The organism is Lentzea aerocolonigenes (assembly GCF_000955955.1).
Lineage (GTDB): Bacteria > Actinomycetota > Actinomycetes > Mycobacteriales > Pseudonocardiaceae > Lentzea > Lentzea aerocolonigenes_A.
In genome coordinates this window covers 1-13,538 of sequence record NZ_JYJG01000494.1, presented here as the reverse complement: position 1 = coordinate 13,538, position 13,538 = coordinate 1, and the positions used below count along the sequence as shown (strand labels likewise).

Genomic DNA, 13,538 nt, shown 5'->3' with positions numbered 1-13,538 from the left:
TGAAGGTTCCCTTCATCGTTCTCACCACATTTCGACGGTGTGCGAACCGATGTGCTCGAAATTCCATTCGTCACCAATTCCCGGCGACGACGAGAGCACCACCTCCCCGTTCTCGTCCAGCGCGTCGGCGATCGAGTTCCGATGCGGCGGCACCTGGTCGAAGTCCACGTGCGGATGCAGCAGGCCGCGTTCGTACCACCGGCCCGCGTCGGTGGCCCCCAGGACGGTGAGGCTGGCGGTGCCGTTGCCGTGGATCTCGCACTCCAGGTTGAACGACTCCGCGAGGTGCACGGTCTTGAGCACCGGCGTGACGCCACCACTGCCAACGGGGCCGGCCCGCAGGATGTCGCAGGCCCCGGAGGTGATCCACTCGGCGCGCGTCAGGTGCTTGCCCCACGCCACCTCCGGCCCGATCACCGGGATCGCCAGCTGCTCGGCGAGCCACCGGTACGAGCTGATCGACGCCTCCTCCATCGGTTCCTCGAACCAGTAGAAGTCCAGCTCCTCCAGCGCTTTGCCCAGTCGAAGCGCATCGATCCTGGAGTACCAGTGGCTCGCGTCGAGCATCAACGCGACGTCCGCCCCGACTGCCTCCCGCACGGCCTGGCACGCCGTGATGTCCCGCGAGACGCTCGGTGCACCCGGCACCGGCGGCATCCACGTGTGCAGCTTGATCGCCCGGTACCCGATCGACACCAGGTGCTTGGCGAAGTCCGCGTAGTCGCCCGGTGTCGCGAGGCCGTCCGTGTCGCCGCACATCGTGCTGGCGTAGGCCGGAATCCGGTTTCTCGCCCCGCCCGCGAGCTTCCACGCGGGCAACCCGGCCTTGCGCGCGACGAGGTCCCACAACGCCGTGTCGACGAACGCGAGCGCCCGATCGGTGAACCCGCCGCCCGAGCCTCGTTGCCGCCGGGCCATCAGCCGCCAGAGCCGTTCGCGGTCCCACGGGTCCTGCCCGCGCAGCACCGGCCGCACGTGCTTGTCCAGCACGGCCGGCCTGAGGTGGTCGGGCTGGATCTGGCAGTACCCGGTGACACCGTCGGTGTCGGTGATCTCCAGCAGCGCCTCGGTCACCTCGTGCTCGGGCGCGGGATGCCGGTGCCCCTCGGGGTCGACGGCCGTGCACGCGGTCGTGGCGAACGTGCGCACGGCCACCCGTTCGATCATTTGCGCTTCTCCCAGTCCTGCTGGGCGGTCGTCAGCTTCGCCGCGAGCTCGTCGAGGAACTGCTGCGCCGGCATCTGCCCGAGCAACACCTTCTGGTACAGCGGCTCGGTGTCGGTCTTGGTGATCGACGAGTACTCCGGCAGGTAGACGGGCGCGGGCACGAGCACCGTCGCGGGGTCCTCCAGCACGCCGAGAGCCATCTTCACGGCCGGGTTCTTCTGGATCCACTCGGCACCGCGCACGTCGGTGTTGGCGGGGATCTGGCCGACCTTCTCGTTCCAGTACCCGTTGCTCTCCGCCGAGGTCAGGAACTCGACGAACTTCCAGGCGGCATCACGGTTCTTGCCGCCCTTGAACACCGCGAACCCGTCGGTCGGGTTCGGCACGACGGTCCGCTTGCCGGACGGGCCCTTGGGCAGCGGCATGGCGCCGACGCGTTCCGGGCCGAGCGCCTTCATCACGTCCGCGGTCGAGCCGAGGTTGTGGTGCATCATCGCGACCGTGCCGCCGGTGAACTGAGCGACCATCTGCGTGTAGTTGTTGTTCACGTCCGCTTCGGGCGTGGCCTTCTTGTACAGCTCCGCGACCTTGCGCACGAGCTCGGCGTTGCGCGGGTCGTTCACCGTGCTCCTGCCGCCGTCGTAGAACTTCTCGACGCCGGAGTAGGAGTAGGCCTCGGACAGCAGCTGGAAGATCGACCCGGCACCGCCGCGGATCGTGAAGCCGTACTGGTTCTCCGCCGGTTTCGTCAGCTGTGCCGCGGCCTTGGCCAGATCGTCCCACGTGGACGGTTCGGAGATCTTGTTCTCCTCGAACCGGTCGGACCGGTACCAGATGATGTCCATGTTGCCGGACGCGGGAACGGCGTAGAGCTTGCCGTCCGGTGCGGTCTGCCGCACGGTCTCCAGCAGTCCGGGCAGCAGCTTTCCCTTGAGCGGGCCGTTGTCCAGCCGGTCGTCGGCCGGTTCGAGCGCGTCCTGCCCGACGAGATGCGCGAGGTAGGAGGTCGTGACGCCGCCGACGTCCGGCGTCGACCCGCCCGCGATGGCCGTGTCGTACTTCTGCTGCACGGACGAGCTCGGCACGCCGACGTACTCGATCTTGATGTCCGGGTTCGCCGCCTCGAACCGCTTGATCAGCTCCTGGTAGATGGGCGTGCGGCCGGGGCCGCCGTTGTTGTCCCAGAACGTGATCGTCGTGGGACCGTCCGATGTGGCCGAACACGCGCTCAGCACCAACGCCAGCGCGACGAGCAGTCTTCTCATCTCTCCCTCATCCCTTGACGGCGCCGGCGCTCAGTCCCTGCACCAGGAACCGCTGCACCACGGCGAAAACCAGCACGACCGGCACCGCGGCGACGACTCCGCCCGCCGCGAGCGCCCCGAAGTCGGTGTTGAACTCCCCCAGCGCGTAGCTCAGGCCGACCGGGAGGGTGAACTTGTCCTGCCTGCTCGCGAACATCAGCGCGAACAGGAAGTTGTTCCAGGCGCCGATGAACGCGAACGACCCCACGGCCACCAGCGCCGGGCGCAGCTGCGGCAACGTCACCGCGAAGAACGCCCGCAGCCGCGTGCACCCGTCGACCATCGCGGCCTCTTCGAGCTCCACCGGCACGTTGCGCACGAACCCGCTCATCAGGATCAGCGCCAACGGCAGCTGGAACGCGGTGTCCGCGATGACCAGGCCGGTGAGGCTGTTGAGCAGGCCGGCGTTCTTGAAGATCACGAACAAAGGGATCAGCATCATCGCGCCGGGGATGAACTGCGTGCACAGCAACGCCAGCAGGAACACCCGCTGGCCGCGGAACTTGAAGCGCGCCAACGCGTAGCCGCCCATCAGCGCGAACACGGTGACGACGACGAGCGTGCCGATCCCGATGATCAGGCTGTTCCGGAAGAACAGGCCGAAGCCGATGCCGTTCCACACGGTGTCGAAGTGCTCGAACGTGATCGGCCACGGCACCAGCGCGGTCTCCCCCGCCGGCCGGAGTGCGAAGACGAGCATCCAGTAGAACGGGATCAGCGTGAACAGCAGGTAGAGCGCCAGCGGCAGGTGCAGCCTGACGAACCGGCTCGGGTCGCGGTGCTTCTTGCGCCGCGGCGGTGCGGGCGGCGGCACGACCGTCGCCGGGCGCGTGATGGTTTGGGTCATGCTCGGCTCCCGAACTTGGACAGCCTCAGGTAGAGGACCGAGAAGAAGAGCAGGATCGCGAAACCGGCCATCGTGAGCGCCGAGCCGTAGCCGAAGTCGTGCGAGTCCACGGCTTTGCGCGCCACGTACAGCGGCAGCGTCGTGGTCTGGTTCGCCGGGCCACCACCGGTGAGCGTGTAGATCAGGTCGACGTTGTTGAACTCCCACACCGCACGCAGCAGGGTCGACAGCACGATCGCGTCGCGCAGGTGTGGCAGCGTGACGCTGACGAACCGGCGCCAGCGTCCGGCGCCGTCGACCGCGGCCGCCTCGTACAGGTCGTTGGGGATCGTCTGCAGGTCGGCCAGCAGCAAGATCGCGAAGAACGGCACTCCGCGCCACAGCTCGGTCACCACGGTCGCCGGGAAGACAGTCGCCGGGTCGCCGAGCACCGACGTGCCCGGATCGCCGATGCCCCACTGCGCGAGCTGCTGGAAAACGCCTGTGGACGGGTTGTACAGGAGGATCCAGATGCCGGTGGTGAGCACACCGGACACCGCCCACGGCGAGAACACCAGCGCTCGTGCGACCGCGCGGCCGATGAACGTCTCGTTGACGATCAGCGCGAGGACCAGGCCCAGCACCAGCTGCAGGCCGACCTCGACGACGACCCACTTGGCGCTGAACATCAGGCTCTGCCAGAACAACGGGTCCTCGAAGAGCATCCGGCGGAAGTTCTCGAGCCCGATGAAGGCGTTCTTCCAGGGCTGGGTGACGGTGTGCTGGCGAAGGCTGAACCAGCCCACCGACGCGATCGGGTAGACCAGGAACACCGCCATCAGCAGCAACGTCGGGGCGATGAGCGCATAAGGCGCCCACGTGCGGGTCCTCACGCGGGGTTCCACCCGCCCAGGTAGGCGCGCTTGGTGTGCTGCTTCGCCTGGTCGTCGGTCAGCTGCGGACGGTCCGGTCCCCTGCCGGCGCCCGGTCCGGTGTTCTGGTACTCGGCGAACCTGGCCTCACGCCAGGGGAAGCCGGACATGTCGGTCCACGGCGCCGCCTTGATCGCGGCAGGCAGGGAGGTGTTGCGGATGACGACCTGCGCGATCGCCTCGGGGTCGCCGCCGGGATGCCACGGCCTGCCGAGGAAGTACGTGCCGGCGGGCGCGTCGCTGCGGATCTTGGAGTCGACGATCAGGAAGCCGTGGGGGTTGGCTCGCTGCGTGCTGGCGGCCGTGACGTAGCCGTTCGGGTCGCTGCCTCGGCTCAACGCGGTGATGGTCGCCCGTTCGAAGACAGCGGTGGCTCGGCCGAACAGGAAGTCGACGTCACCGGTGATCGCGCAGCCCCGGTAGTACTGACGAGAACGCGTCGTCACGTCTGGACTGTCGGCGTACAGGGTGTCCTGGTGGCCCTCGAAGTGCACGCGGTCGAAGAACATCCGGTCGCCGGTGGTCTTCACCGCGACGGCCTGGGTGTTCGTGATCTCCGGATGCTTCGCGCGGTCGAACGAGTTGCGGAACGTCAGGTCGCGCGCCTTGAAGCCGTCCGCCGCGATGGTCGCGGTGGCACTGCCGGACGTGCCGTAGGTCGTACCGTCGGGTTTCTTCGTGCCGTTGGCGTTGTCGTAGTCGATCACGACGTCCTGGGCGCGTCCGGTGGCACCGCGCAGGGTCAGGCCCTTCTTGTTCGCGGGGATCTTGACGACCTCGCGGTACACGCCCTTCGGCAGCGTGATGACGGCACCGGCCGGGGCGGCGTCGATGGCGGCCTGAACGGTCGCGAAGCCGTCCCCGACTTTCAGGTGGTGCCCGGCCGGGGGTGCGCCCGCCTTCAGGTGCGCCACCCTGGACGCCGGCTCCAACCCGAGGTTGAGGGTGGGTGTCCAGCCGGCGTCCGTGCCCAGTTTCTTGTCCGGGAACGCCGAGTTGAACGCTTCGACGAGGCTCGCGGGCCGGCCGTCGACGAGGTTGCCGGTGTCGGTGATGGCCGTGCCGCCCCAGTTGTAGACGACCTTCTCCGGCGCGATGCCGCGGATGTAGTTGTTCTGCGCGTAGATCTGCGACCGGACGCCGACGCCCCAGCTGTAGGTCTGGGTGCCCTCGTAAAGGTTGTCGTAGACGTGCACCTGGCCGAACCGGACCCGCGGCGAGCGTTCGGCGACGTTGCGGAAGATGTTGTGGTGCACCGAGACCCGGAGCTTGCCGGGGTCGGTCGTGGAGCTGTTGGACGAGCCGATCAGCATGGTCTTGCCGTGCTCGGTGAAGACGTTGCGCTCGACGGTGACCAGGTCGGCGCCGGAGGTGATGTCGAGCTGCCCGTCGTGGACCTCGTAGGGCCGTCCGAAGTAGAGCGGGTGGGTGCTGTCGACGTTCGGTTCGTCGGTGAACGTGTTGTGGTCGACCCAGACGTGGTCGGACTTCTGCACCGACACGGAGTCGTAGAGCGAGTTCCAGTTGCCGGGCGCGGCGCCGGGGCTGTTGTCGTCGGGGTCCCAGGCGGGGAAGCAGTCGCGGGTGTCGCGGAAGGTCAGGTTGCGCACGATCACGTTGTGCACGCCGTGAATCCGCAGGCTGCCGCCGGTGATCCCGGCTCCGGGGCTCGCACCGACGATGGTCGTGTCGGAGCCGACGCCGAACCCGATCACCGCCGCCTGCTTCAGCGCGGACGCCGCGCGGGCGTCTTCGAGGGGGCCTTCCGGCTCGCGGTCACGGCCCCAGACCGCCGGGTCGTACGCGGCGAGGTACGCGGGCAGCGTGTAGCCGCCGGTCTCGTAGTCCGTGCACGCCAACGGTTTCCCGTCGGGGCCGGTGTTCGCCTCGATCACCCCCTTGATCCGGATGATCCGCGGCGCGGGCGCGGCCAGTGCGGCGACGAGCTCGGCGCGGGTGCGCACCGTGTGCACGCGATCAGCAGCCGATCCGCCGGTGGTCCCCGGACCGCTCGAGGCCCACCCGTCCCCGGCGGGCAGCACCTGCCTGGCCGGGTCATGGCCGGCGTGCGCGGGCGCGCTCACCAGTCCCGTGCAGGCACAGGCCAGCACAAGCGCACGTACGAACAATCGCATGGCGCAATACCCTTCGAATGGTTGTTCACATTCATGAACGCCGTCCACGAGCGTGAACCGGATATTACGAACGAGTGCGCCAGGCGTCAATGAAATGAATGCGTTCGACAATTCGACAGGTAATTCGACGGGAATTCGAGTCGAACTTCTCGAAGATGCCCGCAGGCCTGTGAGCTGCACTCCAGATGACGTGCTCATCACGATCTGTCAGCGTGTCGAACGCGGCAGCAACGCCGCTACCAGCGCGTTCGAAACGATTCGACAGCCAGATCGTCGAACGGAACTTATCAGTCTCGTATTGACCGGCGCGGCCGTCTGGTCTAGCTTTTCCGGCCATTGCCCAGCTCCACTCGTACCACCGCAGTACCGGGGGAAGAATGAGACCCAGATCGACCATTCTGGTGATGGCCGCGATATTCCTGGCATCTGGATGCACCGGAGAGCCCACTCCGCTCGCGTCCGGGCCGACGTCCAGCCACCGGCTGATCGCACCGCCGACCGTCGTGAACAGCCTGACCGTCCAGGGGGTGGAGGACGGCCGCACCGTTCTGCTGTCGGACGCCACGCGCGTCCACATCAAGGGGGTCGCCGCGCCCGAGGAGTGCTGGGCGAACGCCGCCACCGCGTTCGCCAAGGCGTTCCTGCTCGACAAGCCGGTGAAGGTAGACGCAGGCGACCCGGCGATCGTCGACGAGGTGCCGCTGTGGCTCGACGACGGCACCGAGTACGCGTTGCTCGCGGTCAGCCAGGGCGTGCTGCGCGGCGACTCACCGCACGACCCCGCGTTCGCCGAGGCCGAGGTCGCCGCCACCAAGGCCGGGCTCGGGCTGTGGGGCGATCCCTGCCGCGGCCAGGCCAAGCCACCGACCAGCACACCACCACCGCCGCCGCCACCGGTCGCCACGAAGCCCTCGCTCGTGCCGACCACGACCGCGGCTCCGGTGTTCGGGTGCGCGATCGAGTACCGCGTCACCTACCGCTGGAACGGCGGCTACAACGCCGACGTGGCGATCACCAACACGGGGAACACGCCGATCTCCGGCTGGACCCTGCACTGGACGTTCACCCGCGGCCAGATCGTGACGGACATGTGGAACGCGACGGGCAAGCAGTCCGGTGCCGACGTGAATGCCACCAACGTGGCGTACACGGCCAACATCCCGGTGGGCGGCAAGCAGACCGTCGGGTATACCGGAAGCACCCGTTACGACAATCCCACCCCGACCGGGTTCTCCTTGAACAACCACCCGTGCCCGGTCCGGTAACGTCCACTTAAGACGGACGGGAACTTCTCGGAGGAGTGCTCTGTGCTGGAGATCAGCGGACTGGCTTGGGCGGTCACGATCGGCGTGATCGTGGCGCTGCTGGCAGTCGACCTCGTGCTCGCGGCCTGGCGCCCGCACCGGATCGGCTTCCGCGAGGCCAGTCTGTGGTCGGTGTTCTACATCCTCGTCGCCATCGGGTTCGGCGTGTGGTTCGCCAGCGCCCACGGCGGCGGGTTCGGCGCGGAGTACTTCGCCGGGTACATCGTCGAGAAGAGTCTCTCGGTCGACAACCTGTTCGTCTTCGTGATCATCATGACGACGTTCCTGGTGCCGGAGGAGCACCAGCACAAGGTGCTGACGTTCGGCATCGTGCTGGCGTTGATCATGCGCGGCATCTTCATCGCGGTCGGCGCGACGCTGCTGTCGTTGTTCTCGTTCATGTTCCTGCTGTTCGGCCTGCTGCTGATCTTCACGGCCGTGCAGCTGTTCCGGCACCGCGACGAGGATCCGGACGTCGAGAACAACGTCGTCGTGAAGACCGCGCGCAAGCTGCTGCCGGTCACGGACGACTACGTGGGCGGCAAGATCTTCACGAAGCTCGACGGCAAGCGCATGGCCACTCCCCTGTTCGTCGTGCTGGTGGCGATCGGCGGCGTCGACCTGCTGTTCGCGCTGGACTCGATCCCCGCGGTGTTCGGCGTGACCGAGGAGCCGTACATCGTGTTCACGGCCAACGCGTTCGCGCTGCTGGGGTTGCGCGCGTTGTTCTTCCTCGTCAAGGGGCTGCTGGACCGGCTGGTGTACCTGTCGGCGGGTCTTGCGATCATCCTGGCGTTCATCGGCGTCAAGCTGATCCTGCACTGGGCGCACGTCGACATCTCGGCTTCGGTGCCCGAGGTGCCGACCCCGCTCAGCCTCGGCGTGATCATCGCGATCCTCGTGGTCGTGACCGTGGCCAGCCTGATCAAGACCCGCAACGACCCGGCGGCCAAGGCGCACCCCGGTTCGTTGCGCGGACATCAGGAATCTCCCGAACCTGAGTGATCCGCTGTGGGATCCTTCCCACACCCGATCACGGAGGTGCACCGTGGGTGCAGGCACGTACGGAGACGCCGCTCACCGCTTCCTCGTTCCCGATGCGCCGCACCACAAGCGCACCGACGCGGACCTGTTCCCCGCCCTCGACTCCACCCGCGCCGCGACGCTGAACGTGTTCCGCGCCAGGCCGGGCGTGCAGGAGCCCAGCCTGATCTCGTCGTGGGCGGGGACGATCGAGAGCCTGCTGCTCTCGTTCCCCTCCTACGGGGTGCAGTCGCCGGAGCTCGTGACGGGCTACCGCTCGGTGATCGACGCGATGCGCGCCGGGACGCGGTTCGTGGTGGTGCATCACGAGAGCGATCGGCAGACGGTCGAAACGTGGTTCGCCGGGCATCCCGCGGCGAACGTGACGTACGTGCCGATGCCGGACTACGTGGACTTCACCGACTGGGCCGAGGACGGCTACCTGGCGCTGGTCGACGGCGACGAGAACCAGACCTACCTGCTGGAGCCGTGGTCGTTCCCGCGTTCCGGCGACTCGCTGATCGCGGACACCGTCGAGGAGTACACGTCGGTGCGCGCGAGCCAGGCACCGCTGGTGTTCCAGGGCGGCAACTGCCTGATCGGCGACGACTTCTGGTTGCTGGGCACCGACTACTTCCTCGACACGCTGGAGTTGATCCGCACCGGCGAACTGCCGATCAGCGTGCCTGCCGGGCGCACCGAGGTCGAGTTCGTGCGCGAGCTGTTCAGCCGGCACGTCGACAGCGCTCGTGAGCTCCAGCTCGTCGGCACGAAACGGCCGCTGGGGCTCAAGAAGTACTACGCGACCGTCGAAGCCGGTGAGTTCCTGCTCGACCTGCCCGGTGGCGGCACCGGCGACCTGCAGCCGATCTTCCACATCGACATGTTCGTGACGCTCGCCGGACCTGGCTCCGACGGCCGGTTCCGCGTGCTCGCGGGCAGTCCTGACCTCGCCGACGCCGCGCTCGGCACCAAGTCCCCGTTCTCCCTGCAGGCCGCTTACGACGAGATCGCCGCGGAGTTCTCGCGGCTCGGGTTCGACGTCGTGCGCAACCCGCTCGTGCACCGGCCTGAGATCACCCAGCAGCTCACTTTCGCGGCCCTGCGCTCGTTCGCCGACTCGCCTGATGGCGCCGAACTACGCGAAGTCGTCGCTTCCTTCGCGGCGGCGGGCGCGGTGGCCGAGTCCACGGTCAACGTCCGGTCGTGGCACCACATCACCTGGAACAACTGCCTGGTGGAGAACAGTTCCGTCGGCCTGACGGTCTACCTGCCGACGTTCGGGTACGGCCCGCAGGCGGACCTGGCCGTGATCGACGACTCGATGGAGCAGTTGTGGACCGGGCTCGGGTTCACGGTGGTGCGGCTCGCCGACTTCAACGCGTTCGCCAGCCGGCTGGGGGTCGTGCACTGCATCAAGAAGTACCTGGGGCGGGGCGCGTGATCGACCACCTCTCACCGCCGATGTCGAGGTGCGAGTCGGCTCCGCACCTGCTCTCGGCGCGCAGCTCTCCGGACAGTTCCTCTGATAAGTAACACTTGAACATTTAGTAACACGTGTGCATGATCTGAGGTATGGATCTGCACGTGGTCGAGCCTGTGCGCGATCGCCGGGTGCGCCGCACCCGCGCGGCCGTGTTGCAGGCCGCGTTCGACCTGGTCACCGCACGCGGTACGACGGCGGTCACGCTGTCCGAGATCGCCGAGGCCGCCGACGTCAGCCGCCGGGTCGTCTACCAGCACTTCGGCGACCTCGACACGGTGTTGCTGGAGGCCGGGCTCGACCTCGTCCGCCGAGAGTTGCTCCCGCGCATCGACGTCGCGCCGCAGTCAGACGAACGTGCGCTGGCGCTCGCCACCGTCCGGCACTTCGCCGACCACCGGGTGTTCTACCGCGCCCTGCTGACCGGTTCCTGCGCCTTCGCCCTCGACAGGGGGCTGATCAGCCTGTTCCTGCCGGTGAACCGGCAAGCCGTCGAGCACCTGTACGGCGACCGGCTCACCGCACAGACCGTCGACGACCTCGCGGCCTTGATCACCGGTGGCGTGGGGGCGTTCATCACGACCTGGGTCGCGGGCGCCGCCGACCCGCTCGATCCCGAAGCCTTCACCGACCGGCTGCTCGCCGTGACCTCAGTCCTCATGGAGCCCAGATGATCAGTCATCTCGTCGAACGCAAGCTGAAGCTCTCACCGCCGCTGACTCGCAACGTCGTGGTGCAGAAGGACTTGCGCGTGCCGATGCCCGACGGCGTGGAGCTGCTGGCGGACCGGTGGACGCCGAGGTCCGGTGGCGACGGGCTGCCGACCGCGTTGATCCGCTCCCCTTACGGCCGGCGCATGTTCGGCCAGATCCTGGCTCGCCCGTTGGCGGAGCGCGGGTACCAGGTCGTGATCCAGAGCGTGCGCGGCGGGTTCGGGTCCGGCGGCACGTTCGACCCGATGACGCAGGAACGCGCGGACGGCCTCGCGACCCTGGACTGGCTGGTCGAGCAGCCGTGGTCGGACGCGATCGTGTTGTACGGCTTGAGCTACCTGGGGCACGTGCAGTGGGCCGTCGCCGATCAGCTGCCGCCGCAGGTGAAGGCGATGATCCCGGTGGTGACGGAATCCGCTCTGACGCTGGAGTTCCTGCGCTCGGACGGCATGTCGCTGGAGACGCCGTTCGGATGGGGAGTGCTCGTCGGCACCCAGGAACGTCCGCTGGCGATGCTGCGCCAGGCCGGTCAGGAGAGGAAGACCGCACGAGCGCTGAGCACGCTCCCGTTGCGAGAGGCCGACGTCGTCGCGTTCGGCGAACGTTCCGCCTACATCCAGGACATCCTCACCCACGACGCCGATTCCGAGCGCTGGCAGGGGTTCGACCACAGCGCGCGGGTCGCCGGCGTCACCGTGCCGGTCAGCTCGATCGGGGGCTGGTACGACATCTTCCTGCCCGGCCAGCTGCGCGACTTCGAGGTGCTGCAGGCGAAAGGACGTCCCGCCCGGCTGACCGTCGGCCCGTGGACGCACGCGGAGTTCAACTCCACGCCGATCGACGAGGCCGTCTCGTTCGGGCTCGCCCACGCTCGGGGCGAGCAGCCCGCGGATCGCGCGCCGGTCCGGCTGTACGTGATGGGAGAGGAAGCCTGGCGCGACTTCTCGTCGTGGCCGCCGCCGGGCTACGAGCCGCGGCGCTTCCACCTCAACGCTGACGGTGTGCTGGGTGCGGAGCCTGGCGAGTCCTCAACGGACTCCTATCACCACGACCCTGCCGATCCCACACCGGCGGCCGGTGGGGTGCGGTTGGTCGACGACTCCGGCCGTGTCGACAACACCGCCCTGGAGGCGCGGCCGGACGTGCTCACCTACACCACGCCTGTTCTCGGCGAGGACGTCGAGGTGATCGGCGAGGTGAGCGCGGAGATCTGGTTCTCGTCGAGCCTGCCGTACGCCGACGTGTTCGTGCGGCTCTGCGACGTCGATCCCCAGGGCCGGTCGTGGAACGTGTGCGACGGCCTGGTGAGCCTGACCGGGGCCGAGGAAGTGCAGCGCGCCGACGTCCGGTTGTGGCCGACGGCGTACCGGTTCCGGCGCGGGCACCGCATCCGCGTTCAGGTGTCGAGCGGCGCTTTCCCGCGCTATGCCCGCAATCCGGGCACCGGGGAATCGCGCGCCACCGCGAGCACGTTGCTCGCGGCCGACCAGACCGTCCACATCGGACCAGCCCGGCCGTCCGCGATCACGCTTCCGGTCCGCTGAACCACTTCACGGTGCCCCGGTCATTCGTGTGCTCCTTGCGTGAGCCGGCCGGAAAGACCGAGCATCGCGAGAAGTTCCCTGCAGTCGACCGCGTCGTGGGCGCGTTCGGCCACTCTGCGGGCCGCCGCGTGTTGCTGAACGGTTTCTGCCTGTTCGGCGGCCAGCCTCGCCTCGGCGAAGTCGAGCGCCGCGCGGCGGACGGGGCGAGACGAGTCGAGTGAGGTCATCCGGGCATCAGCCACGCGGACGCACCTCGGACATCGTCGACCTGAAAGAACTCGGATGAAGCGGGGTAGAGCTGATGATCCGGCAGCAAGCCGGTGCTCCTGTCTCCGGCGGGATGACCACCACGCCGAACTGGATCGGGGGACCGCGGCGGCGGGCTGCCGACAACTCCGAACCCCGACCGGCCCGACTGTACAGCAGAGATGCGCCGCACCCGGTGCGCAGTACTGTCTGCGCATGTCAGAAGAGCAGGGCGGCCCCGCGGTCGTCCCCACGCTGTCCGAGTGGCGCAAGGCCCGCGAGGAGACCGAACGGCACCTCGCCACCGGCGCCACACCGCCCGTCAGCGCCGAGTGGGTGCAACGGCTCGCTGACCTGCTGGCCACGGAACGGTCCTGGCAGGATCAGTACACCGAACTGCTCGCGCTGGGCAGCAGTGGCGGTCACTTCCCGTCGTCCAACCGCTGACGGGTCAGGGGCCTTTGCCCTTGCCGTTCCCCTTGCCCTTGCCGGGCTTCCCCTTGCCGCTGTTGTTCTCCTGCTGGACCGGCGGCTGCACGGCGGCCGGCTGCTCCACGACGGGCACCGGGGTCTGCTGCCCGGTCTGCGCCGCGGTCTGCTGCACGGTCTGCGGCTGAGTCGTGGTGGGAGCGGGCGGCGCGGACTCCACCGGGGTGGCGCGGTTCTGCACGACGAGCCCCGTGCCGACCGCGGCCACCAGCACGGCGGCCGATGCTACGGCGAGCAGTCCACGTGGGCGTCGTCGAACCGTTTCGACGCGCGTCGGCGGGTCCGAAGCGAGCAGTGCGTCGGCGCACTCCCGGGCGGACGGCCGACGCCCCGGCGACAGAGCGGTCATCAGCGACAACAGCCGGGTGAGGT

14 protein-coding genes are annotated in these 13,538 nt (G+C 68.3%); 6 read left to right on the top strand and 8 right to left on the bottom strand.

The genetic code is table 11. The features are described from left to right. Positions 1-21: 21 nt before the first annotated feature. From UK23_RS44720 to UK23_RS52345, 6 genes are all read right to left on the bottom strand, one after another. Complete coding sequence (locus tag UK23_RS44720; protein WP_052685609.1) at positions 22-1,167, bottom strand: enolase C-terminal domain-like protein; 1,146 nt, start codon at positions 1,165-1,167, stop codon at positions 22-24. Further along, positions 1,164-2,432, bottom strand: a complete 1,269-nt coding sequence (locus UK23_RS44715; RefSeq protein WP_045317920.1) for an ABC transporter substrate-binding protein — start codon at positions 2,430-2,432, stop codon at positions 1,164-1,166. The genes UK23_RS44720 and UK23_RS44715 overlap by 4 nt, the downstream gene beginning before the upstream one ends. Before the next feature lie 7 nt (positions 2,433-2,439). After that, positions 2,440-3,318 (bottom strand): carbohydrate ABC transporter permease, encoded by an 879-nt coding sequence (locus UK23_RS44710; protein ID WP_045317919.1) that lies wholly within the window; start codon positions 3,316-3,318, stop codon positions 2,440-2,442. Then, the gene (locus UK23_RS44705; protein ID WP_231114973.1) at positions 3,315-4,190 is read right to left on the bottom strand and encodes a carbohydrate ABC transporter permease; all 876 of its coding nucleotides are present in this window, start codon (positions 4,188-4,190) and stop codon (positions 3,315-3,317) included. Before UK23_RS44705 ends, UK23_RS44710 begins: the two co-directional genes overlap by 4 nt. After that, entirely contained in the window at positions 4,187-6,364 is a 2,178-nt protein-coding gene (locus UK23_RS54380) for a pectinesterase family protein (protein ID WP_231114972.1), read from the bottom strand. Before UK23_RS54380 ends, UK23_RS44705 begins: the two co-directional genes overlap by 4 nt. A gap of 64 nt (positions 6,365-6,428) precedes the next feature. Continuing rightward, positions 6,429-6,761 carry a hypothetical protein gene (locus UK23_RS52345; protein WP_196778163.1) on the bottom strand — a complete coding sequence of 111 codons (333 nt, stop codon included), beginning with the start codon at positions 6,759-6,761 and terminating at the stop codon, positions 6,429-6,431. Between the two features lie 7 nt (positions 6,762-6,768). Between UK23_RS52345 and UK23_RS49530 the strand changes: the two genes are divergently transcribed. The 5 genes from UK23_RS49530 (at position 6,769) to UK23_RS44670 (ending at position 12,431) form a co-directional block, all read left to right on the top strand. Continuing rightward, positions 6,769-7,629 carry a cellulose binding domain-containing protein gene (locus tag UK23_RS49530; RefSeq protein ID WP_052685608.1) on the top strand — a complete coding sequence of 287 codons (861 nt, stop codon included), beginning with the start codon at positions 6,769-6,771 and terminating at the stop codon, positions 7,627-7,629. A 42-nt stretch (positions 7,630-7,671) separates the two neighbouring features. Continuing rightward, positions 7,672-8,673: a TerC family protein gene (locus UK23_RS44685; RefSeq protein WP_045317917.1), complete on the top strand. Its 1,002-nt coding sequence runs from the start codon at positions 7,672-7,674 to the stop codon at positions 8,671-8,673. 43 nt (positions 8,674-8,716) lie between these two features. Next, positions 8,717-10,135: a hypothetical protein gene (locus UK23_RS44680; protein ID WP_045317916.1), complete on the top strand. Its 1,419-nt coding sequence runs from the start codon at positions 8,717-8,719 to the stop codon at positions 10,133-10,135. Positions 10,136-10,266: 131 nt separating this feature from the next. Continuing rightward, entirely contained in the window at positions 10,267-10,848 is a 582-nt protein-coding gene (locus UK23_RS44675; protein ID WP_045317915.1) for a TetR/AcrR family transcriptional regulator, read from the top strand. Beyond that, on the top strand, positions 10,845-12,431 hold the full coding sequence (locus UK23_RS44670; protein WP_045317914.1) for a CocE/NonD family hydrolase: 1,587 nt from the start codon (positions 10,845-10,847) through the stop codon (positions 12,429-12,431). The genes UK23_RS44675 and UK23_RS44670 overlap by 4 nt, the downstream gene beginning before the upstream one ends. Positions 12,432-12,451: 20 nt before the next feature. Here UK23_RS44670 and UK23_RS50985 read toward each other — a convergent pair whose 3' ends face one another. Next, positions 12,452-12,673, bottom strand: a complete 222-nt coding sequence (locus UK23_RS50985) for a hypothetical protein (RefSeq protein WP_156213847.1) — start codon at positions 12,671-12,673, stop codon at positions 12,452-12,454. A 220-nt stretch (positions 12,674-12,893) separates the two neighbouring features. On the opposite strand from UK23_RS50985, the gene UK23_RS44660 reads away from it, so the two are divergent. Continuing rightward, entirely contained in the window at positions 12,894-13,124 is a 231-nt protein-coding gene (locus UK23_RS44660) for a hypothetical protein (RefSeq protein WP_045317912.1), read from the top strand. Between the two features lie 4 nt (positions 13,125-13,128). On the opposite strand, the gene UK23_RS52340 is transcribed toward UK23_RS44660, so the two are convergent. Continuing rightward, positions 13,129-13,380 (bottom strand): hypothetical protein, encoded by a 252-nt coding sequence (locus tag UK23_RS52340; RefSeq protein WP_156213846.1) that lies wholly within the window; start codon positions 13,378-13,380, stop codon positions 13,129-13,131. Between the last annotated feature and the right edge of the window lie 158 nt (positions 13,381-13,538).